General features: G+C 44.6%; 25 protein-coding genes. 12 read left to right on the top strand and 13 right to left on the bottom strand.

Annotated elements, in window-relative coordinates:
* Nucleotides 1–25 precede the first annotated feature (25 nt).
* Nucleotides 26–2,248, bottom strand: a complete 2,223-nt coding sequence (locus RHEIN_RS17420) for a GspE/PulE family protein (RefSeq protein ID WP_008900298.1) — start codon at nucleotides 2,246–2,248, stop codon at nucleotides 26–28.
* Between the two features lie 123 nt (nucleotides 2,249–2,371).
* Nucleotides 2,372–2,893 (bottom strand): histidine phosphatase family protein, encoded by a 522-nt coding sequence (locus RHEIN_RS17415; protein ID WP_008900297.1) that lies wholly within the window; start codon nucleotides 2,891–2,893, stop codon nucleotides 2,372–2,374.
* Nucleotides 2,894–2,955: 62 nt separating this feature from the next.
* Between RHEIN_RS17415 and RHEIN_RS17410 the strand changes: the two genes are divergently transcribed.
* The 7 genes from RHEIN_RS17410 (at nucleotide 2,956) to RHEIN_RS17380 (ending at nucleotide 8,609) form a co-directional block, all read left to right on the top strand.
* The gene (locus RHEIN_RS17410) at nucleotides 2,956–3,582 is read left to right on the top strand and encodes an energy transducer TonB (RefSeq protein ID WP_008900296.1); all 627 of its coding nucleotides are present in this window, start codon (nucleotides 2,956–2,958) and stop codon (nucleotides 3,580–3,582) included.
* A 53-nt stretch (nucleotides 3,583–3,635) separates the two neighbouring features.
* Nucleotides 3,636–4,205 carry an RNA polymerase sigma factor gene (locus tag RHEIN_RS17405; RefSeq protein ID WP_008900295.1) on the top strand — a complete coding sequence of 190 codons (570 nt, stop codon included), beginning with the start codon at nucleotides 3,636–3,638 and terminating at the stop codon, nucleotides 4,203–4,205.
* Nucleotides 4,198–4,764, top strand: a complete 567-nt coding sequence (locus RHEIN_RS17400) for a hypothetical protein (protein WP_008900294.1) — start codon at nucleotides 4,198–4,200, stop codon at nucleotides 4,762–4,764. The genes RHEIN_RS17405 and RHEIN_RS17400 overlap by 8 nt, the downstream gene beginning before the upstream one ends.
* A 67-nt stretch (nucleotides 4,765–4,831) precedes the next feature.
* Nucleotides 4,832–5,338: a M48 metallopeptidase family protein gene (locus RHEIN_RS17395; protein WP_008900293.1), complete on the top strand. Its 507-nt coding sequence runs from the start codon at nucleotides 4,832–4,834 to the stop codon at nucleotides 5,336–5,338.
* The gene (locus RHEIN_RS17390) at nucleotides 5,335–5,838 is read left to right on the top strand and encodes a gamma-glutamylcyclotransferase family protein (RefSeq protein ID WP_008900292.1); all 504 of its coding nucleotides are present in this window, start codon (nucleotides 5,335–5,337) and stop codon (nucleotides 5,836–5,838) included. The genes RHEIN_RS17395 and RHEIN_RS17390 overlap by 4 nt, the downstream gene beginning before the upstream one ends.
* Before the next feature lie 4 nt (nucleotides 5,839–5,842).
* Complete coding sequence (locus RHEIN_RS17385; RefSeq protein ID WP_008900291.1) at nucleotides 5,843–7,060, top strand: serine hydrolase domain-containing protein; 1,218 nt, start codon at nucleotides 5,843–5,845, stop codon at nucleotides 7,058–7,060.
* A 79-nt stretch (nucleotides 7,061–7,139) separates the two neighbouring features.
* Nucleotides 7,140–8,609, top strand: coding sequence for a hypothetical protein (locus tag RHEIN_RS17380; protein WP_008900290.1), 1,470 nt, complete (start codon nucleotides 7,140–7,142; stop codon nucleotides 8,607–8,609).
* 218 nt (nucleotides 8,610–8,827) lie between these two features.
* Here the strand turns inward: RHEIN_RS17380 and rlmA are convergent, their stop codons facing one another.
* Together rlmA and RHEIN_RS17370 are read right to left on the bottom strand one after the other, a co-directional pair.
* Complete coding sequence (rlmA, locus tag RHEIN_RS17375; protein WP_008900289.1) at nucleotides 8,828–9,637, bottom strand: 23S rRNA (guanine(745)-N(1))-methyltransferase; 810 nt, start codon at nucleotides 9,635–9,637, stop codon at nucleotides 8,828–8,830.
* A 17-nt stretch (nucleotides 9,638–9,654) separates the two neighbouring features.
* Nucleotides 9,655–10,041 (bottom strand): VOC family protein, encoded by a 387-nt coding sequence (locus RHEIN_RS17370; RefSeq protein WP_008900288.1) that lies wholly within the window; start codon nucleotides 10,039–10,041, stop codon nucleotides 9,655–9,657.
* Nucleotides 10,042–10,195: 154 nt separating this feature from the next.
* On the opposite strand from RHEIN_RS17370, the gene RHEIN_RS17365 reads away from it, so the two are divergent.
* Nucleotides 10,196–10,528: a DUF440 family protein gene (locus RHEIN_RS17365; protein ID WP_008900287.1), complete on the top strand. Its 333-nt coding sequence runs from the start codon at nucleotides 10,196–10,198 to the stop codon at nucleotides 10,526–10,528.
* A gap of 139 nt (nucleotides 10,529–10,667) precedes the next feature.
* The gene (locus RHEIN_RS17360; RefSeq protein ID WP_008900286.1) at nucleotides 10,668–12,218 is read left to right on the top strand and encodes a hypothetical protein; all 1,551 of its coding nucleotides are present in this window, start codon (nucleotides 10,668–10,670) and stop codon (nucleotides 12,216–12,218) included.
* A 2-nt stretch (nucleotides 12,219–12,220) separates the two neighbouring features.
* On the opposite strand, the gene RHEIN_RS17355 is transcribed toward RHEIN_RS17360, so the two are convergent.
* Together RHEIN_RS17355 and RHEIN_RS17350 are read right to left on the bottom strand one after the other, a co-directional pair.
* Nucleotides 12,221–13,006 (bottom strand): S1/P1 nuclease, encoded by a 786-nt coding sequence (locus tag RHEIN_RS17355; RefSeq protein ID WP_008900285.1) that lies wholly within the window; start codon nucleotides 13,004–13,006, stop codon nucleotides 12,221–12,223.
* A 12-nt stretch (nucleotides 13,007–13,018) separates the two neighbouring features.
* Nucleotides 13,019–13,861 (bottom strand): 23S rRNA (adenine(2030)-N(6))-methyltransferase RlmJ, encoded by an 843-nt coding sequence (locus tag RHEIN_RS17350; RefSeq protein ID WP_008900284.1) that lies wholly within the window; start codon nucleotides 13,859–13,861, stop codon nucleotides 13,019–13,021.
* A gap of 179 nt (nucleotides 13,862–14,040) precedes the next feature.
* On the opposite strand from RHEIN_RS17350, the gene RHEIN_RS17345 reads away from it, so the two are divergent.
* On the top strand, nucleotides 14,041–14,553 hold the full coding sequence (locus tag RHEIN_RS17345; RefSeq protein WP_008900283.1) for an RNA methyltransferase substrate-binding domain-containing protein: 513 nt from the start codon (nucleotides 14,041–14,043) through the stop codon (nucleotides 14,551–14,553).
* A gap of 56 nt (nucleotides 14,554–14,609) precedes the next feature.
* Here RHEIN_RS17345 and RHEIN_RS17340 read toward each other — a convergent pair whose 3' ends face one another.
* Both RHEIN_RS17340 and RHEIN_RS17335 read right to left on the bottom strand, forming a co-directional pair.
* A complete protein-coding gene (locus tag RHEIN_RS17340; protein ID WP_008900282.1) occupies nucleotides 14,610–15,182 on the bottom strand; it encodes a hypothetical protein in 573 nt (190 codons plus the stop codon).
* 99 nt (nucleotides 15,183–15,281) lie between these two features.
* Entirely contained in the window at nucleotides 15,282–16,352 is a 1,071-nt protein-coding gene (locus RHEIN_RS17335; RefSeq protein ID WP_008900281.1) for a hypothetical protein, read from the bottom strand.
* 367 nt (nucleotides 16,353–16,719) lie between these two features.
* On the opposite strand from RHEIN_RS17335, the gene RHEIN_RS17330 reads away from it, so the two are divergent.
* Complete coding sequence (locus tag RHEIN_RS17330) at nucleotides 16,720–17,604, top strand: tRNA/rRNA methyltransferase (RefSeq protein WP_008900280.1); 885 nt, start codon at nucleotides 16,720–16,722, stop codon at nucleotides 17,602–17,604.
* A gap of 34 nt (nucleotides 17,605–17,638) precedes the next feature.
* Here RHEIN_RS17330 and RHEIN_RS17325 read toward each other — a convergent pair whose 3' ends face one another.
* The 4 genes from RHEIN_RS17325 to RHEIN_RS21090 form a co-directional block, all read right to left on the bottom strand.
* A complete protein-coding gene (locus tag RHEIN_RS17325) occupies nucleotides 17,639–17,899 on the bottom strand; it encodes a superinfection immunity protein (RefSeq protein WP_008900279.1) in 261 nt (86 codons plus the stop codon).
* Between the two features lie 111 nt (nucleotides 17,900–18,010).
* Nucleotides 18,011–18,730 (bottom strand): LytR/AlgR family response regulator transcription factor, encoded by a 720-nt coding sequence (locus RHEIN_RS17320; RefSeq protein WP_008900278.1) that lies wholly within the window; start codon nucleotides 18,728–18,730, stop codon nucleotides 18,011–18,013.
* Entirely contained in the window at nucleotides 18,723–19,832 is a 1,110-nt protein-coding gene (locus RHEIN_RS17315; protein WP_008900277.1) for a sensor histidine kinase, read from the bottom strand. Before RHEIN_RS17315 ends, RHEIN_RS17320 begins: the two co-directional genes overlap by 8 nt.
* A 64-nt stretch (nucleotides 19,833–19,896) precedes the next feature.
* Nucleotides 19,897–20,034 carry a hypothetical protein gene (locus tag RHEIN_RS21090; protein ID WP_158005498.1) on the bottom strand — a complete coding sequence of 46 codons (138 nt, stop codon included), beginning with the start codon at nucleotides 20,032–20,034 and terminating at the stop codon, nucleotides 19,897–19,899.
* Nucleotides 20,035–20,228: 194 nt separating this feature from the next.
* Between RHEIN_RS21090 and RHEIN_RS17310 the strand changes: the two genes are divergently transcribed.
* Nucleotides 20,229–20,849, top strand: coding sequence for a DUF2238 domain-containing protein (locus tag RHEIN_RS17310; RefSeq protein WP_008900276.1), 621 nt, complete (start codon nucleotides 20,229–20,231; stop codon nucleotides 20,847–20,849).
* Nucleotides 20,850–20,884: 35 nt separating this feature from the next.
* Here the strand turns inward: RHEIN_RS17310 and RHEIN_RS17305 are convergent, their stop codons facing one another.
* Nucleotides 20,885–21,649, bottom strand: coding sequence for a DUF4097 family beta strand repeat-containing protein (locus RHEIN_RS17305; RefSeq protein WP_008900275.1), 765 nt, complete (start codon nucleotides 21,647–21,649; stop codon nucleotides 20,885–20,887).
* Between the last annotated feature and the right edge of the window lie 7 nt (nucleotides 21,650–21,656).

Here is a 21,656-nt window from a genome sequence, read left to right as displayed (position 1 = left end):
AGCAACTAAAGCCGGGGAACCGGCTTTAGTCTTCAAATACCGATATAGCCTGCAACTGCTTAAAATCTGTCATACCAGACAAAACCTTTAAAATGCCATCCTGCACTAAAGTGCGCATACCATCGGCTATAGCCTGCTGCTGAATTTGCTCTATGCTGGCTTTGTGATAAATCAGCTGGCGAACCTTAGTGGTGATGGGCAACAGCTCATGCACACCGACCCTGCCTTTGTAGCCTGTTTGTTCACAGGCCGGACAGCCTTTGGCTTTATAGAGTGTCAGCGGATTTTTTAGCTCCAGCTCAGGTGCAAAAGCCAAACCATAATGCCGCTGTAGATAATCCACTTCTATTTGTTCGGGTTGATAAGCTTCTTTGCATTTACCACACAAAGTACGGACCAGCCGCTGCGCCAGAATACCAATACAGGCATCTGCAAAGTTGATAGGATCTATACCAATATCAATCAGGCGGGTTATGGTTTCAGGGGCCGAATTAGTGTGCAATGTGGATAACACCAAGTGTCCGGTCAGTGACGCTTCGATACCTGCATGAGCTGTTTCTTTGTCACGCATTTCACCTATTAAAATAATATCCGGATCGGCCCGTAAAAAAGCCCGTAGTGCCACAGCAAAAGTTAAACCCGACTTATTATTCATTTGCACTTGCTGCAAGCCTGGCTGGGTGATTTCAACCGGATCTTCAGCAGTCCATATTTTTTTATCTGTGGTATTCAGCCGGCCTAAGATGGCATGCAAAGTCGTGGTTTTGCCTGAACCTGTGGGGCCAACCACCAGCAACACCCCATGAGGGTGTTTAATCATTTGCGACATCATCTGATAGTTGCGGGGGCTCAGTTGCAGCTTGTCAAAGGGCAAAGCTTCACCACTGGCTAAAATCCGCATCACTACGCCTTCCCCAAAAACTGTGGGTAAGGTAGCAACCCGCACTTCGATAATTTTACTTGCCAGTTTCACGCTGAATTTCCCGTCCTGTGGCAGGCGTTTTTCGGCTATATCCAGTCTGGCCATAATTTTGATCCGGGATACCACTGGCGGCATAAAAGCTGGCGGGATTTGGATCAGTTCACGGCACTCACCATCTATTCGCAAACGCACCCGGCAGGAGCTTTTACCTTTGCCGGATTCAATATGAATATCTGAAGCATTCAGACGCTGAGCGTCCATGAGAACCCTGTTTACCAGCTTAACTACCACAGGGGTTTCTTCAGAAATACCTTCGTCTTCCTGTTGCAGAGTCTCCAGCGTCAGGTCGTCGTCGGCTTCATTTAATAAATCGCCCAGTTCAGTTAAGTTGTCTTCTTGCTGGCCTTTGATGTAATGGTCTATATCGTCAGGCAAGGCCACATAAATATCGTAGTTCAGTAAGCCTGTGGCTCGCTCCACCTCCATCAGAGTGTCGGCATGGTTGGGATTCGTCAGCACTATCACTACTTTGCCGGCCTGATCTTCGAGGATCACCAGGTGGTTTTTTAATAAATAAGAGCGGTTGAGTTTGGCGTTCAGCGCATGTAGCTGATATTTTTCCGGTTCAAAACCAATAAAGCTGACCTGATAAAAAGCCTCCAGTGATAAGCCCAACTGCTCTTTACTGATTTTAAAGTCGGTGATGACTTTATTCACTTGTGTGGCAAAATCCTGTGGCGGCAGGTTTAATTGCTGCAACTGGCTGGCGGAAATTAAATTGCGATGCTGCAAATAATCAAAGGGCCCACGGGTGGCGCCCAATTCATAACGGAATTTCTGCCCCAGTAATTGCGCCAGTTGAGTGGCTTTATCAGAGTCTTCCTGACTGAAAGCTGCAGAATTTTTGGCGTTAATCAGTTGGAGTACACCTAACAATACATTTTGTTCGGTAATAGGCACGGCAAGCACAGATTTAGTGCGAAAACCTGATTTCTGGTCAAACTGCCGGGCAAAATTCAGCTTAGGATGGATGCTTTGCAGTTCCTGTTCATCATAAGCGTCTTTGATCAGCACTGATTTTTTACTTAAAGCAACAAAACCTGCGATAGATTGTGGGCCTATAGGCACCCGTATTTCCGTCAGTTCTGAGCCGGTTTTAAAACGCGAATAAATATCCTGACTGTGATAACTGCGCTGATAAATGGTGATACGTTCAGCCGCAAAAAGCTGCAGTATTTGTGCTTCCAGCTCTGGAAATACATCCAGAAAACGCTCTGAGTTATGGATGGACTGGAACAGCTCTAACAACTTCTGATAAAACGCCATAAAACCCCTGCACCAGACTGTAGCTTGCCAAAGAAAGGAAAATTTTTACTATGTTCAGTCTAGCATAGGGGATTTTTTTTGCCCTGAGGCGCTGTAGCTAAGTGTTTGATCCAAAGGCGTGATTTAAATGATTTTCGCCTGGCAAATAGCAGGTTGTGAAATGGCAAAACTAAACAACTGGTAGCCTTGTGCTGATTGTTTTAACTGATAAATCACGCCGTAGTCCTGCTCGCCGATGTGCGGCGGCGCTAACTGGCTCAGCAGATGAATAAGTTCTGGCGTGGTATTGCTATGGCCTACCACCAGTACCGGGCTGTTTTGTTGTTGGATGGCTTTGGCAAGGGCAGCTAAATCCCGGGCGTCATAAGCTTTGATTGATGCCGTTGGTTGGTTAAGCCGTATTTGCTCTGCTGTTTGTTGGGTTCTTTGATAACCACTGTGATACAGCCTGGTTATAGTACTTGGAAGCAGTGCAGCCATAGCTTGAGCCTGAGCCAGACCACAAGCACTCAACTCCGGGTCTTTATCCGCAGTGCTGACTTTTTCGGCATGTCGCACCAGATAAATTTCAGCGGGCGCTGCCTGAAGCCTAAACACAACACTGCTTAATACTGTGATTGCAGCTACAGCTATTACTTTTTTCATCACGGTTTAACCCCTTTTTTCCTGCTGTTTCGTCTAACTGAAAAACAACAGGAGAATGCCAGATGAATACTATTGATACCAGCATAGATAGATCAAAATTGATGGCTGCGACCATCCCCGCTTTATTGATCACTTTTTTATTGTTTGCGTTGATGCAGCAGTTAATAGGAGCTGACAGAGTTTCTATCCGACCAGGCCCCACAGCTATTGAGCATGAACTGCACGAACCGAGAAAAGACAGTCCGGCCAACACCATAATCCGAACTTTGCCGGAGCCACAAAAACCTGTGGCAAGACCAGAGTCTATGGCGAGAGAAACAACAGGAGACTCAGGGCCTTTGCTGGAGTTGTCTGTGGATCCGGTATTGCCGACTCTGGATTTAGGTGGGGCAGGTGAATTTATTCAGATGGATAAAGCAGCCACTGCTATGGTTCGTATTGATCCCAGATATCCGGCAGAAGCAGCTAAAAATGGCATAGAAGGCTGGGTTAAATTGAGTTTTTCCATCGATGTCACAGGTGCAGTGATTGATGTTGAAGTGCTGGATGCTGAACCCAAACGTATTTTTGACTGGGAGGCTGTAAAAGCTTTACGCTCATGGAAATATCAACCTCAGATGAGCAATGGCAAAGCTGTGGTACAACGTAATTTGCAAGTTCAGCTGGATTTTAGTCTGGATAAAGCATAAAACTCAAAGCCAGCACTTCTTTGGTGCTGGCTTGGCCGAAAGAGGAGTAAGGGATGCTGCTATCCTGGTTTAATCGAAGTGGGGCTCTGCCAGAGACTGATCCTCAGCAGCTGATGCAAGGTTATATACAAACAGATAATCCTGCTTACCTTGCCCAATTGATCCAATGTTATGGTGATGATTTGTATCACTTTTTACTAAAACAAAGTGATCCGGCACTGGCGGCTGATCTGAGTCAGCAAAGTTGGTTAAAGGTTATGGAGCAAAAACAACAGTTTGCCGGACACAGCAGTTTTAAAACCTGGTTGTTTGCTATAGGCCGTAATTTACTACTGGATGAATTCAGAAAACAAAAACGCTGGGTCTATGAAATCAGTGAAGACTTAGCATCGGAAGATAACAGCCCTGCTGCAGCAGTGGAGCAGCAGCAAAGTGAACTGAAGTTACAGCACTTATTAGAGCTGCTGCCGTTATTGCAACGCGAAACTTTATTGTTGCAACTGGAAGGATTCAGTTTGCTGCAAATAGCGCAGATCACCAAAGCAGAAGCTGAAACCGTTAAAAGTCGTCTTCGTTATGCACGGCAGGCGTTGGCAAAACAGCTTGGAGAGCACGATGAATAAGCTGGATGAAAAACTACAACAGTTGTATCAGCAAAGTAAAACTGAGCAGCCTATGCCTGATCAACTCAGGCAACAGTTGTTACAGCTCAAGCCTGAGCAACGTAAAACTAACTGGAAATCCTTATGGCCTGCAGTACAGGGACTGGCTGCTTCTGTGGCTTTGATTTGGTTAGCGCAACAACTTTGGTGGCAACCTGCCTATTACCAAATCGTGTTGCAGTCGGATGCGAACTACCATCAGGTGCAGTTGCATAGTCTGGCGAAAAACGAAACGTCGCCACAGCAAACGGCTTACCAGCAACGATACCAGCAGTATCAGCAAGCCCGTCACCAACTTGAGCAAAGTAATAGTCTGGTTGGTCAACTCAGTTTCAGTGGTCAGCACTGGCAAGTAGAAGTCTGTGACCAGCTATTGGTGAAAATTGATCAGCAACTGGCACTGGAACTACAAAAGGACCTGCCATGGCATGCCGGGCAATGGGTAGAGCTTAAAACGGGTCAGCAGGGGCAAATTCTGGCAATCATTTCTGGCAAAGCGGCTCTGCAGTGCAATAGTTAAAAGAAAGGTTCACGGCAGGGCTTTTATTTTTTACACTAAGCATCGTTTTAGTTGTGGATGATGCTTAGTGGAACCCCAGTTAACTTTTCTGACCTCTTATCCCGAAGCTGTACGAACACAGGTACAGTCGCTGATTGCACAGGGGCGTCTGGCTGAAGTGCTGGCGACCCGCTATCCACAGATGTCGCATGATATTCAGAATGACAAAACGTTGTATCAGTTTACTCAGGAGCTGAAACAACGTTTTGTTAAGTCCAGCCCACCTGTCAGTAAGGTCTGCTTTGATGGAAAAATTCATCTGGACAACAGCTTAGGTTTACATAGTTTTGTTAGCAGGGTGCAAGGCGGTAAACTGAAAGCGAAACAGGAAATCCGCATTTCTGCTTTATTTAAACAACTGCCTTTTGCTTTGCTAAAAATGGTTGTAGTGCACGAACTGGCGCATTTGCGCGAAAAAGATCACAACAAAGCCTTTTATCAATTGTGTCAGCACATGGAACCCCAGTATCATCAATTGGAATTCGACTTACGTCTGTTCTTAACTTTGAGACAGCTGGAAGGGAAAGCGGTATGAAGCCTGATGGTGATGTGGTTTTTGTTTATGGTTTGTTGATGTTACCCCAAGTCGTTTTTGCTATTACAGGCAAAGACTATGTGATGCAAGACGCCAGCCTGCTTGATTACAAAAGATATGGTTTAAGCCAGCAACATGCCAATACGCCAGTGCCTGCCTTAGCTCAGTGTCCCGGCCATTTGCAGCAAGGAAAAGTACTGTTGGGGGTATTGCCTGAAGAACTTGCGAAGCTGGATTTTTTTGAAGAGCTGGATTCTGGTTTATACCTGCGCGAGAAGGTAAGAGTACAATCTTTGGGTGTATGGCTGGACGCCTGGTGTTATACAGTGGGGCCAGCTTTGCAGCCTTATCTGACCGGAGACTGGTCTTTGCAACAGGTTAGTGAAAGCCATATAGAGCATTTAATTACACAGCTGATACCGTCGATGTTAACGACTTATCATAACTTACAGGCCGATACCGGCACTAAAGCAAAGGCAAGCCCTTTGTCTGAGGACTAACACATTGAAATTAATCCAATTACTGGTGGGCGCATTCCTCGTCCTTTCCCCCCAGTTACTGGCGGCTGATGTTGATAAACTGGCTACCAATTTTGACTGGCATTTCCGCCAGACATTAAAAAAGAGCAATATTCCGGGTGCAGCTTACGCTATTGTCAAAGACAACAGAGTTGTAAAAGTAGGTGCTTATGGAGTGCGAAACATAGGCACTAAATCGAATATAGATGCCTACACTGTATTCAGGCTGGCCTCTGTCTCTAAAACCTTTACTGGTCAGCTATCCTCTTTGCTGGTGCATCAGGGCCATTTTAAGTTGGATGATCCTGTCACCCGTTACGTGCCGGCTTTTTCTTTTAAAAGCCCACGCCATACCGGCGCTTTGAAAGTGGAACATTTGTTATCACAAAGCGCGGGTTTAGTGCCTAATACCTATGATGACCTGATTGAAGCGAATCAGACTCCAGCCCAGATTTTACCTAAGTTTCGATATTTAAACCCTCGTTGTGCGCCAGGCAAATGTTATGGTTATCAGAATGTGTTGTTCAGCCTGATCCGGCCTGTTATGGAAAAAACCACAGGCAGCAGCTTTGAAAGCCTGATGGAGCAGAAACTGTTTAAACCATTAAAAATGCCAACAGCCTCAGTGGGGTATTCTGCATTTTTAGCCTCTAAAAACCGTGCTATGCCTCATGTCAGAGTGAAAAGAGGCTGGGCTGAAGCAAAAGTAAATCCAAGCTATTACCGGGTCAGTCCTGCCGCAGGCGTCAATGCCAGTGTGATGGATATGAGTCAATGGCTGATAGCGCAGTTAGGTCATTACCCGGCGGTGCTCAGCCCGGCCATGCTGCAGGATGTGCGCAGCAAAAGAATTAAAGTGGCTGATGATTTAGGTGGCCGCACCTGGGGCCAATATGTCACCACTTCGCATTATGGTTTAGGTGTGCGTATTTTTAACTTCGGTGGTAATGAAGTCTATTATCACGGCGGCTGGGTGAAAGGCTATCGTACTGAAATGGCCTATTCCAAAGAAAAAGGTGTAGGATTGGTGGTTCTGATCAATGCCGAAACCAATCTGGTGGGGGATTTATCCACCTGGTTCTGGTCAAATTTACTGGCTGTTAAACCGCAGACCAAAAAGCGTATTGCAGCCCAAATGCAGCAAGAATGGGAAATGGAGATGGAATCTGACGTTGAGTGGCAAGTGCCGTTATTGGCAGACTAACACTGGACAGATGCAAAGGACTGCTATACTCACCTTTGGTACAAACAAAGTGGCCCGCAGAAAAGGATAGATGCCCGATATGTCGATGGGAACCATAAGTCAGTCTTCGTATAGTAAAACCGTAAAAACTATCCTGAGCAAAGTCCACGATGCCACAGCGCTGAATGATTCAGTCTATGAAGTGGCGACTGATTATTTTCGTCATGCGAAGCAGCAAGATGAAAAACTTCAGCAATTACAATTGCAAGTACGCAAGCTGGAAAAAAAGCCTGATCTGTCTTCCAGTGAACAAAAGCAATTGGCCGAAGCTCAGTCTGCGTTAAAACTTTATATGCGTATGCTCGATGACAGCAGGGTAGAGCGCTACAGAGCCTTAAAAGCTGTGTGTATCTCAGTCTTGCAGTTAACTGAAGGCGAAAACTTTGACGAGACAGTCCAAATGTCGTCGAAATTTTTGGGCACTATTCAACTGTTAGCGCCGAGCAACGGCAAATATGTCGCCGCAGTGAACCAGAAGTTTAAACATCTGTACAAAGGCATTTTAAGTTTGCGTTTACTCGACCGCTTGTTGCTGGATAACGAGCTGAACAATAACTATGTGCTGGGCAAGATGCGTGCTGTTAAAGAGATGCGTGATAACGCAGAGGCAGCTTATAAAGCCGACTATTCACCTTTCCGTGATGATGTGCAGCTACCTCTGCTGATGGCAGCTATATTGCAGGACATAGGCACTTACCATCCGGATGCTTTGGCTATTCTCAAAGGTGCAGATGGCGACCTGGATGAGTTTCGGGTGTTGGATGATGAAAACCGCGTTGCACTTTTGAAGATCAACTATCAGGAAACTTTAAGTTATGTCACTAAAGGCCTGGCTTGTGACCGTTATGTCGGGAATTCAAAAGAAGAGCGGGAGCTGTTTAATCAAAACGAACAAGACAAGCTGAATTTTGTCTATACCTTGCTTAAAAACGCTATTAAACCTGAAGGTGGCGTTGGTAACTTACTGAAAATTCCGCAAATTTATACCTCAGTTGTCTTGTCGACCAAGTTAAACCATAGCTATGAGTCTTTACCCAAAGCGGCGCTGGTGCTGCAAAGCGGCGTAGAGCGTGGTTATTACCATAAAGCGGCTGTCGATGCGCTGATTAAAATTACCGGCCTCTTTCCTCAGGGTTATGGTGTCACTTACATTCCAAAAGATTCAGACAAACGCGATTTAGACAGATACGAATATGCACTGGTTATCTCTTTGTACCCACCAGCCACTGATATGCCCATATGCCGTGTCGTGACGCGCAGTATGGCGTTCAGTAATACAGGCACTAATGTGGTGATCAGTGTGGATAACAATTTGTATTTTCCAACGGCGCGGAAAAAGCTGGAGAAAATGAGCGAAGAACGTTTATTGGAAATTCTGAGTAAGCTGGTATCCAATTTTGAAGAACGTAAAAATATGGAATTAATCCCCAAATGCTGGTTTCCTGACGAGTATTTCTCCTACAGTAAAAATCAGAATTTATGGAACAGAGTGACCACTATTCAGAATTAATTTGGCCTTGTCAGTGAAATAAAAAAAGCCCGGCTACAGAGCCGGGCGAAAAATAGCGGTTCAGGGAGATGAGTTAAACCGCGTGCGCTAAACAGCTTAAACTCTGCTTAGCATAAAGATGAATGCGGTGGCTATATAACGTTTTAATTCAATAGCCTCTATCGATTTAACAGATTAAAAGCACAAGCAGTGTTTTACCTCTCTGCTCGCCCTTGGTTTCAATGATTTTTTCGATACAAGTCCAGATAAAAATTCAGGCTGATTTGAGGTGAGCTTTGAGCAAATTGCTGCTTTTGTTCGGGTTTGAACTTCCAGGCTAAAGGTGTCATTTCCAGCAGGTTCAGTACCATGTCTGCGGGTACATCCGTCAGTTGCTGTTTTAATTCCTGCCGTTGTTGATGCACAAAACCCGGGATAGCTTCAATTGCATCACTGTGCAGACGCACAGAGCTGTAGACCTGCTGTTTGATCTCCACTAAATGTTCCGGTGCTGGTGTGACTGTCAGCAGAGCTCCGTCAGCTTTTAATACCCGCGCCAGTTCTTCCGGCTCACAAGGCGCACAAAGTTTAAGTGCCGCATCAAAACTTTGATCGGCAAAAGGCAGATGCCAGGCACTGGCAACACAAAAGTGAATAGCAGGGTAGGCTTTAGCTGCTTTTTTAATGGCGGTTTTGGCGATATCCACACCATACAGAGTGGCTTCGTTGTCTGCCAGAGCCTGCATCAGCCTGTTGCTGTAATACCCTTCACCGCAGCCTAAATCCAGCAGCACAGCTTGTTGTGCTAATACAGAAGCAAAAGTGTGGTTCACCGCATCGGACAACAACTGATAATAACCAGCATTTAAGAAATCACGGCGGCATTGCATCATCAGTGCTGAATCGCCCGGCACTTTGGAGTTTTTTTGTTGGACGGGCAGTAAATGCAAATAACCCTCTTTGGCCAGATCAAAACTATGGCCCTGAGCACAAGCAAAACTGTTGTGGTGTTGAGTCAGGCTCTGTTGACAAAGCGGGCAGCGGTACATAACAACTCCGGTTCTAGTTAATTCAGTTGCAACAAGTCCCAGCGGGTACCGTACAAGTCTTCAAACACAGCCACAGTACCATAAGCTTCCTCGCGGGGTGTTTCGAGAAACTTTACGCCTTGTTGTTGCATTAATTTGTGATCACGCCAGAAATCGTCTGTGTTTAAAAACAGGAATACCCGGCCACCACATTGATTACCAATCTGTTGCTTTTGTTGCTCATTGCTGGCTTTAGCTAACAAAATAGCAGTTCCTGCTGCGCCTTGGGGCTGCACCACCACCCACCTTTTTTCACCTTGTGGGCTGTCTTCCACTAACTCAAAACCCAGTTTTTGCGTGTAAAACTCTATGGCTTCGTCATAGTCAGCCACTAACAGGCTGATTAAACCTAAACTTTGTTTCATAGCCGTTGCTCCTGACTGAAGAAAAGTGGCGCTATGCTACCGATCCGAAGCTGTGGATACCAGCAAATATTGGCTTTTTAGGGTTGAGTTGCTGGGCAGCTGAGCAGTGCTGTTGCTATACTGCGGTCTTTATTTTGTCTGTGTGGAGAGAAAAATGTCTGGTGCAGAACTGGAACTCTGGTCTTTGGATGAGTTGTGTGATCACGCTTTTGCGATTTTTGAAGAGTTAGCAGAAGAGAACTTATCGGCTGAAGATTATGCGTTGTATCAACAACATGCAGCGGCATCTGCGTATGTGGATTTAGTTCCGGCCACCGACGACTGGGTGGATATGATTGCAATGGATATTGACCCTGAACTGCATGTGGAAGCCCGCATTGGTTTGGCTGATGTGAATGCGGTTGCAGAAATCGTTTTGGCCAGAATTTTATTGTCAAAAGAAAAATTTGAAACTTTATGTCATGCCCGCTGGCGTGGACAGGACTAAATCGGGGTAAAAAATCAGCCAAGCATCAGATTTAATACCATTTTTTCTGAATTTTCCTTTTGCGCTCAGCCAGCTTACGCCTACACTCAATACGTGTTTGTCGAACGATCCTTGATCGATAAGAGAATGAGGCAAAAGCTTGAGTCTGACCCGATTTGATTTTAGTAAGTTATTTGATCTCAATGTATTAGTGATTGAGTCTGATCCCGCGTCTGGTCATCAGTTAAAACAAATACTGACCGGCCTTGGGATCAAAAAAACCGAACTGAGTCGGACAGTGTTGCCTTTGCTTGGCGGTGAAGTCTCAACCGCTTACGATGTGATTTTTCTCGATTATGACGTTGAACCTTCGATATCAGGCACCGATCTGATTGAGCTGTTGTTGCACAAAAATATAGTAAGCCCTTTGTGCCGTCTGGTGGTGTTATCTACTGCTCCTGAGCGGCAAAAGTATGGGGTGGATTATCCTTTCCATCAGGTCGATTTTCTCGACAGGCCCTGTAATAAATTCCATATCGACGAGCAGTTAAAACTGCATGTGCGCTTGAAGGCCTATATGGATCAGGTGCTGCCGCTGATCCACAAGCGCCGTTATGTCGATGCTTTCAAACTGATTAATGAACTACAACAAAAAGCCGGGGCTGACACTCCTGTTGCAGTGCTGCAACTAAAAGCTGAAATTTTGCTGGAGGTGGGGGTGTATGATGCCGCCTCAGCCGTGATTAAATCGGCTTGTGCCAAACAACAAGACTGGGCTTTGTGGCTGCAATTTTTACTGGATTATGAACAAGGTGAGCTGGAGTCTTGCCATAACTTTTTAGCCAATGCTGAAGAACTGCCTCGTTATCAGGAAAGAAAAGAAGTCTGGCAAATTTATCTGGCGTTAGAAAACGAAGACTATGCAACGGCTCTTCATATAGCAGCAAAAATTCCACCTGCCGCTATGTCAACTCAACTGACTCAGTTAGTGCAACTGGTGATGATGATGTCGGACAAAGCTGAGCAAGCTATTGAACTGATTGAACGTAAAAGGCGACTGGCAGGCAGTGGTTATCAATTTTGTGTTTTAACTGTGACTTTGTGCAAGTTGCTGTTGTATCTGATGGCGAAAGTTGGTGCGGAGCAAAACCCGACACCCAATCAGGTGATGTTGCAGCAATGCTTTCGCCAGTTGATCACCGATAAAGAAGCTAGCCAGTTTGCGGCTGATATTATCTGGTTGCAGGGCAGTTTGCTGGCTCAGGCCGAAGGCAATGAAGCAGCTATAGTGTTTTTAGAAAAACAGAAGCAGCATTTAGCTGCAATGCAGATGTCTGTGGCCAGTTTGTGTCAGGGCGCGGCTTTAATGGCCAGTCTCGGCAAAATGAACGCGGCTTTTGATTTGATGTATTTAGGCAACAAAGCTCTGAATTTGTTGCCACACAGTATGCATAAAGTCTATGCAGCTTCTGTGCATCAGCAGGCTTTTTACCTGATGTACAGCCCACAAGACAGAGGCCAGATCTATGCTCAAATGGGCTTAAGGCACGAAAAAGACGGTGATTTACGACCTGCGGCAAAAATGTATTACCAGGCTTATCTGGCTGAACCTGGCTATATGGACCATCAGGATCATCTGGCCAATTTGCTCAGCCAATTAAAACTGAGCCGATTTAAAAGCTTTGTGCTGGAAGACTTTAATCGCCGCTGATGTTAACCAGCGTGATCTGGATTAAAACTTTGCTCCAGCACTAAAGCCAGACGCACAGCAGCTTGTTGCAGCCGTTGCTCCAGCTGAGGCAGATGCTGTTGCTGATAACTTTCACCTATAAGCATACCGGGTTTGTAGCCCTGATAAATCAGTTTCACCAGCAAGACCGACTCGTTTGCCCAGTCCAAAACACTGACACTTTGCCATTGCTGCTGTTTGGTCAGCAGCGCCTGATACAAGGCTTGTTGTTTGTCGTCTTGCTGATAAGAAGCGGCTTCCAGAATACGACTGTCCCACACCCCATGTAAATTCGATGGCTCGCCAGCAAAATACACCGCAGTTCTGTTGCCGCCCAGATCATCGGCATAACCTGCATGCAAAGGCTGATGCAAATCAGCGATAAAGTGCCCTACAAACAACAAAGCTTCTAACTGAGTTTTTGACGGTGCAAAAGGCGTCAGCTTTTTCCGCTCTTGTTCAATGGCAGACAAGACACAACCTTCTTTGGGGCAGTGTTGCATGGTCAATGTGCTGTCAGAGCGTTTGATATTGACGTAATGCCAGACTTTGGTGTGCTGATACTCTGGCAAGGAGCGCACCTGATCCGGCCATGAGCAGGCTTGGGTAAAATCTGGCTGGTCATGTAATTGCATCAGTTGCTGCACTTTATTCTGGCTGACCGGGCTTAACAACTGATAGGCCATAGAGCACACCATTTGATGACCTAGTTCACCAAAAGCAAATACAGGGCTGCAAAACAACGCCAGAGCTAAAACCAGAGTACGCATTGGGGCCTTTCCTTATTCATCGACCAGTTGAGTGACTTGCCACTGTGCTGCAGAGCTTTGTGAAAGCAAAGGTGCCAGCTCTTTGAAGCAATTTTCCATATCCTGCTTTAGCGTAAAAGGTGGGTTGATTACCAGCATGCCGCTGCCTGTCATGCCAAAACCTTCATTATCCGGCAATGGGCTATATTCTATCCGCAGCTGATTACGAATTTGTGTATCCACTATGGCATCAATAAAGCTTTCAACAGCCTGACGTTCTATCACCGGATACCAGATGGCATAAGTGCCTTGTGGAAAGCGCTGGTAAGCTTGTTGCAGGCCTTTGACCAGATCCTGATACTCAGTTTTTAACTCATAAGGTGGGTCAATCAGCACTAAGCCACGTTTGGATAAAGGCGGCAACATAGCGCGCAGGCCAGCCCAGGCATCCATTCTTTCAATACGGCAAAATTTACGACGCTGAAACTGGCTGGCCAGAATAGGCTGATCGCTTGGGTGTAATTCAGTGGCCTGAATGGTGTCTGTAGCACGACAGAGCAAATCGGCAATTTTTGGTGAACCCGGATAAAAAGCTAAGTCGTCGCTATCGTTCACCCGTTTGATGGTATCCACATAAGCTTTAATATCGGCATTACTGCCCTGATAGTTCCAGAGTTTGCCTATGCCTGTCTGGTATTCCACAGTTTTTTGCGCCTGTTCGCTATGCAGGCTGTATAAACCTGCACCTGCATGGGTATCGTGATAGCAAAACGGCTTATCTTTGCGTTTTAAGTAATTCAGAATGCAAATCTGTACCAGATGTTTAATCACATCTGCGTGATTGCCTGCGTGATAACTATGACGATAACTCAGCATAAGAAGACTCTTTTAACGGTAATGTTTCAGTGTTTTTCGCACTAATAGCGGCACAAGGCGCCAGCATACTGCGCCAGAGCAGAAAGGCAAGTATTCTGTGTACCAGAAGTTGCTTGGGGTTCTGGCTGATGCAGTGTTAAAATCTGTCCCATCAGCGACAGCCCCGTACAGGATCTCCTTTGAATCGCAAAACCTCAGCACCACAGCATAAAAAAGCACAGCCTGGTTCAGAATTACAAAAGCCATGGACTAAAACCAAAGCAGCTGCAGCCAAAAAACCAGAAACAAAAGCTGCTCAGCCTAAAACTGTGTCTGCCAAAGTATTAAAACAAAACCGGCAGGAAGAAGCGAAAATTTATGGCGAAAATGCCTGTCGGGTCGCCTTTTTGCAGCGCCCTGATGCTTTGGTGCGTTTGTATTTAAGCGAGCAGATGGCGCCTAAGTTTGCTGATCTGATGAAGTATTTAGCGGCCAATAAAAAAGCCTATCATGTGGTGTCTGAAGCCGAGCTTGAGAAAGTAGCAGGCAGCCAGCATCACGGTGGTGTGGTGCTGTTGGTGAAACGTAAGCCGGTGCTATCGCTGGCCACTTATTTAACCCAAAACGGTCGGAAAAAGCAGGATTGTTTGCTGGCGCTGGATGGGGTAGGGAATCCACACAAGATAGGTAGTACGAACTCCGCATTTTTCTAATCTGGCTGGAAGCCTTATTTATCAGGGGCTGTAAGTCTTTTCGTGCGTATATGAGTTTATTCACAGACTTTTTGTTTACTACTTAATTTTGATCTAATAAAATCCGAAAGTGATTTTTCTTCGCTGTTCCACTCTCTTAGGTTTATAACATTCCCCGAATTCATGCTCGCACGTTTTAATGCCTTTTTGTTATCACAAGTTAAGATAGCTGAATGTGCGCTTCTCGTGGCAAGAGACACGTCAGCTTCATTTTTTAGTAGTTTTGTTTTCAGATTTTGAGTTCCGATTAGATGCCGCTCTTTTTCGAAAATTTTATTCTCAGCTTTTGTCCAAAATCGACCAGCAGTTTTTACGTTAGAAAATTTAGAGCTAAACCCTCCATGTCTTTGTTCATCATTTGATAGATTAGGATTTTTAAAACCGAATATTCTATCTGTTTTAATTTTTGCGTTGACTATGTTTTTTTTAGCATAAAATAGAATACTCTCCGGCATTGATTCTATTTCAAATTCAGCCTCTCTTGTTATGAATAAATCATAATCCGTAATAGGTAACTCTTTTGCGATATCTATCTGATGTTTTAATAACTCGTCCCAAACATTGTTATCAATGTACAATTTTACTTTCACTTGTAGACCACCTTGGATGTGGGTAAAAATTGAGTCGACTTACGTTCATATTGCGATCTTTTTCAGTAGTTTCAATGTGGTATGTAGACCTTGCTATATTTATTTCAAAAAATAAAATTTTTCATTATTTTCTATAGACTTAAACTTTTGAACTTTTCTTTGCCTTCCGAGTGTATCTACATAAGATTTTGAACCTGAAGCGCATACGAACACTTCACCAGCTTGAAGAAGATGTTGATCAATGTAGTCGTTGGATGTTGTGACAAAATAGAAGCGCGGCGTTATGTTGTAAGACTTTATAGATGATGAAATTAAGATTCCCTCGTCAAAACTTTGTTGGACGATAAAACCTTTTAAATCATATATAACGCTCGGATCAGGTTTAAATGAACTGTAGGTTGCTTCACTAACTAATAACGCTCCAGAATTCGATCCTATCTGGGCGCTAGAGCATCCATTTTTTTTGGCTATCTCAATTAGAGTAGCTGCTTCTTCAGCTAACGAATGATTAGTTATTTCGACTTGATATGACTTTATCGCTGCTATTAATTGAGTTAATGAATCATAGAAGTCAAAAATATACGGATTTTCTTGTCTGAACTTTGATTTAATCAAAAATGCTGAAATGTCAGTTGATTCGTTAGCAGAAACTCCAGAATTACACTGTTCCCGCGCTATATTTTTACTTTCGCAGTAATTATTTAATCTGAAAATATTTCCAGCAACTATTTTTCCAGAAAATTCATCTGAATATTTGTAGAATAGTTTATTCCAAGTTTTCTGAGTTTGCAGGAGGTCAGAAGCAGTAGCGCTCAAAGACCCAACAGTCCGAAAATTTTCTTCTGGATTTTGTTTTTTGTGATTCTGGACTACTGGTTCAAGAGCTTCATTAATTTTGCTAACTAGATGTAATGATTTTTGAGTTGTTAAATCTACGATTTCACCATCTATATAAAATGGCCACTTATCGCTATTTGACAGTAAAAAATCTTTTGATTTCTCGCTTACCCATAGATCAATTTTGTCATTAAATATATCTTGTTCTGAGGGGGGTGATAATAAGCTTTTTAAAAAACCATTAGATTTGCTTTGTTCTTCGGCATGAAGAAGTTGAGATGGCTGAGCCATGCAAGAAATTATTACAAATAAAAACAACTGCTTATTTCGCATTTTACTCTCCAGTATTTTATATCCTATGGTGTCAGTGCAGTTCTATGCCTCCGACCTACGAAAATTTCACGACCTTGTTGCTTATTGTTTCCGAAGATTGATTCATATGATTTTTCTTATACAGGAAAAGTTTAATTTACTTTTTGAGACTTGAATAGCAAAACACTAAGCCCGTGTCGGACAAAACTGCAGATATACAAATCTATCACAATATCGTTCATCGGGTTATCAACTTTCTTTCAGCTTTTGTCTTTAACCTGAAGGGGAATGTTCTTCGACTGGAAAAATAGAAGTATTGTTGCCCTGTAGCTGGTAAAATCCGCCGCATTTACGATTACAGGCGCGCAAGGCGCAAGCAGGAAATCTTATGTCACAACACAAAGGAAATGGCGAAAAAAAAGCTAATCCATTGCACAAGCCCTGGACCAAAGACGCTGGTGCAAAAAACGCCAAGTCAACGGCCACTAAATCCAGTCGCCCTGCTGCGGTAAAAGCGCCGATGGCTAAACCAGTGCGTACGGTAATGGATGATGAAACCAAAGTGTATGGTGAAAATGCTTGTCGCGTTTTATTTGGTCAACGGCCTGAAGCTGTGGTACGACTTTATATGTCGCAGAAGATGGCTCCGAAATTTGCCGATGTGATGAAATATTTAGCGGCGAACAAAAAGGCGTATCACATTGTTGAAGATGCCGAGCTGGAGAAAATAGCGTCCAGCACCCACCACGGCGGCATTGTGCTGCTGGTTAAGCGTAAGCCTGTGCAGTCTATTGCAAGCTACCTGACTCAGAAGCGGAAGAAGGTTGACTGTTTACTCGCCTTAGACGGAATCGGAAATGCTCACAATTTAGGTGCTATAGCCCGCAGCTGCGCTCACTTTGGTATCAGTGGCATAGTGATGAAAGACCCTGACTTATTGGCGCATGGCGCTGCAGCGCGTACTGCAGAAGGTGGGGTTGAGTTTGTCGAAGGTTTAAGTTGTGACAACCTGCCGCTGGCCTTACAGCTATGCAAACAGGCGGGTTATACGCTGGTAACCACTTCCAGTCATGGCGGCGTATCGCTGTACAGCAGCCAGTTGCCCGCCAAAGTAGTGATAGTTTTTGGTGAAGAGATGTTTGGTGTCTCTCAGTCTGTGGCTAAATCTGCTGATATAGCGCTGCAAATTCCAGGCACTGGCAAAGTGGAGTCGTTAAATGTCAGCGTGGCCGCCAGTCTGATTTTAGGCGAATGGTATCGTCAGCAGCAGTAAAGGCTACACCTACTCCATTTATGAAAAGCCCTGATTAAACAGGGCTTTTTTCTGGTTGTTTTTTCTCCATCATTTTTCCTGTCACAGCCCAGACTATTAACGCGCCCCAGGCTATTATGGAAAAACCTGCTGGTATATTCGCAACTAAAATCAGTTTTAAATGTTTGCGGTTAAAGGCCAAAGCAAGCAAAGCTGGCAAGAAGTAGACAGCCAGAAACAGGGGTAAAAAAACCAGCCATTGTGTTAGTGAAGCTGCAGCAAAAGCACTGCTAAAGGTTGTCATCATCTCGTTCATCTTTTAATCCTCTGTGTGATCCAAGTCTGTGATTGAACAGTTTCAGAGTAAAAGATCCGTCAGACTATGGCTGCTAAAAAGTGATTTTCGGCCAATATCACTGAAATACGGTTAACCCCAGGCATTAAAGAGCTGCTTCAGTTGTTGCACCTGACGGCGACTGACTTCCACTGCAGAACCATCCTTAAGTACCACAATCATAGTGCCCGCTGCCATGCCTGGCTCAATGTGCGAAATAGTATCAATGCGCACTATGTCGGAGCGGCTGACTTTAAAAAACTGCTGCGGGTTTAAGCGCATCTCTACCTTGGATAAAGAGCTGTGTAAAAAGCTTTTACCATCCTCGCAGTACACAGCGGTGTGGTTGCCAATACTTTCAAAACGCTGAATTTCGTTTAACCTTTTGATCCGGCTGATGTCGCCAAATTTCAGCAAAATGCCATGCTGTTCAGGCAAATAACTGTGCTGCTGACCTGAAGCCTGCTGTAGCTCCAGCTTTTGAATAGTGCGTTCCAGCCGTTCTGGCGCTACAGGTTTTAATAAATAATCCAAAGCATTAAGTTCAAAAGCGTCCAGTGCGTATTGATCAAAAGCAGTGCAAAATACAAAACGGCAGTTCTGTTGTATTTGAGGTGCCAGTTGTAACCCTGATAACCCCGGCATCTGAATATCTAAAAAGACCAGGTCAAAAGCTTGCTGACCCATCAGCTCCAAAGCTTGCTCCGCTGTACTGGCTTCAGCCTCAATACTGATCTGTGGGTAAGGGCTCAGTAAACGCTTAAGTTCGGCTCTGGCTAAACGTTCATCATCCACCACTAAGGTTTTAAACATAAGGCAGCTCCATCCGTACTTCAAACTGCTGCTCTGTTTTAGTCTGCTGCCAACGAATGTTATCCCCAAGTTGCAACTGAAGACGTTGTTGTAAGTTGGTAAGCGAACTGCCTGTGCCTCTGAAGGGGCTGACCGCTTTGTAGCTATTGCTGACTGACAGCACCCAGACAGATCGGCTGGTTTTTCCTGCTTTCACCTTCAGCCAGCCTGGTTCGGCATTAGGGCTAATGCCATGTTTAATGGCATTTTCAATCAGCGTTAATACCGTCAGCCCAGGCAATTTTTGTGTCAGGCAGTCTTCAGCTAATTCAATACAAGTCTCCAGCCGTTGCTCCAGCCTGACCTGTTCTATGTGCAGATAAAATTCTGCGGTTTGCCATTCCTCCGCCAAAGTGGCAACAGGCCGCATTTGAGTTTGTAAATGAATACGCAGCAGTTCAGATAAATGTGTGACGGTTTGTGCGGCCTGATGCTGATCTTCAAAAATTAAGGCTCGCACTGAATTTAAGGCATTAAATAAAAAGTGTGGACTGAGCTGGTAGGTCAGTTGCTGAATTTGTGTTTGTTGCATCTGGTGTTGTAATTGCTTTTTTTGCTGCATATTGTGCCAGAACAAATAAATCATGCTCCAGCCAAGCAACACGATAAGTGAATTAAAACCACCCAAAAGCCATTGATTAAACTGAGAAAACTCCATCAGAACTTGTTGGTTTTGATGATTAAAGCTGACGGTGTCGATTTGAGTTGTTTTCAACAGCTCCAGTTGAGCCGTCAACATAGAGATACCTGAAGAGACTAAAGCCAGTGCTGTTAAATACAAAAAACTACAAAAAACCGGCAAAAGTTTTTTTGTCGTAGGAGCTACATAAAACTTAAGCACTGGTCTTAATAGCAGATGAGTGATCAGCAGTAGTGTGGCTCCGTCTATTAGCCCCCGTATCACAAACCGTGAGGCTATATTTGTATCCTGGATGTTGAGGAAAGGTTGCATCATCACCAGATAGCTGGCCATAAACAATAAGGCAAAGATCAGCTGAGCCAACAGATAGCTTCTGTGAAAGCGGGTCGATAACTGAAAGGCACGACTAAAAAAATCAGACAAAATCAGGTTTCCCAAAATAGTTCAGCTTCATGTTTTACCGCAGCTACACAAAAACAACAAGGGATCAGGGCAGCATGGTCAGTAAAGTGCCTAAAGCTGGCGCTGTTTGTAATGTCAGATACGGGCCCATGCCCAGAATAAAACTCAGGCAGATAAAACTAAGCAGAAAACCTTTAAATCGTTGTTTGATATTTTCCATCATGCTGGTACCAGTGAGTGAACTGATGCAAGTGTGTTGTACAAAGCTGCGTTTGTGAGTGAAAAAGTGACCAACGGTGAGTTAAGGGGATAGGTGGATATGCAGGCTGTTGAATTGCGGCGCTCAGGCTTGTGCTTGTGTTTTAGCTGGTTTATTGGTTTGATAGAGTTAACTACTCAGGGAAAGGTGATATCGGCATGAAACAAGGCGTATGGTTAGCAGTATTTTTTGTGGTACTGATATGGTCAGGCATAGAGCCAAAAGACCAGTTCACCTGGTTTCTGGAAGTTTTACCCGCTTTAATTGGTCTGGTGGTGCTGGCGGTTACTAAAGGCCGTTTTCCACTGACCCCTTTGCTTTATGGCTTAATTTTGCTGCATTCGGTGATTTTGATGGTAGGTGGGCATTACACTTATGCCGAAGTGCCCTTATTTGACTGGATCCGTGACTGGACGGGCGGCGATCGCAACAATTACGATAAAGTAGGGCATTTAGCTCAGGGTTTTATTCCTGTGATTATTTGCCGTGAAATTATTCTGCGTAAAGGTTTAATTTTTGGTCAAAGCTGGCAATGTTTTTTTAGTATTTGTTTTTGTTTAGCTTTTAGCGCTTTTTACGAGCTCATTGAATGGTGGGTCGCCTTAGCAACGGGTGAAGATGCCGAAGCCTTTTTAGGTACTCAGGGTTATGTCTGGGATACTCAGTCCGATATGCTGTGGGCTTTAATGGGGGCTGTGCTGGGCTGGTTTATGCTGAAAAACTTACATGATAAACAGCTACGGCAACTGCGTGCTGCCGCAGACAAAGGTCAGAGTTGATCTCTGACCTGTTTGTGTGGATATGCGTGTATGGATTAGTCTTTATTTAAGCTGACAGGGCCGTTGATCTGATCAATCTTCAGTTCACCTGAACCATCCTCGAGTAAAGTAAAACCACCGGCTTGTTGCACCCGGATATCACCTGAACCATCACTGATAGTCACCATGCCTTTGACTTGCTGAATATCTATATCGCCAGAACCATCTTCTACCAGTACAGTGCCTGCAACCTGCTGAATAAACAAATCACCTGAGCCATCTTCGACAGTCACATTGCCGCTGAGCTGAGTCAGACTGACATTGCCTGAACCATCTTCCAGTACCAGATGACGGCCACCTTGCACTGTTAAATTGCCCGAGCCATCTTCAATCACCAGATCAGAGCTTAAGCCTTCGATATGGATATCACCTGAACCGTCTTCCAGTGCCAAAGCAAGTTCAGCTGGCATTGTCACTACCAGATCAGCATAAGCTGAGGAACCAGTGCAAATACCGAAGCAAGAACTGCCGACAGCTTTAAGTACAGCGGCAGAGCCTTGTTTTTCCAGTGATAAAGTAAATGGCCTGCTATCGCTGGAATAAATATCGGCTGTCACTTCAATCTGACTGGCCCCTTTGACTCCGACAATTTTCAGGTCGCCTGCTTCAGTTTCAGCTTTTAACTCGCTCAAACCTGCAGCGCTTAACTGCAACTGGCGTTGTTCGTGTTGCAGATTTTCTGTTGCAGAACTATGACCTACGTGGATCACACAGGCACTGAGTAATAAGGTGGGAATACAGACAGCAATCAATTTTTTCATAACAGAT

Source organism: Rheinheimera sp. A13L (assembly GCF_000217935.1).
GTDB lineage: Bacteria > Pseudomonadota > Gammaproteobacteria > Enterobacterales > Alteromonadaceae > Pararheinheimera.
This window is presented reverse-complemented; position numbering and strand designations above follow the sequence as displayed.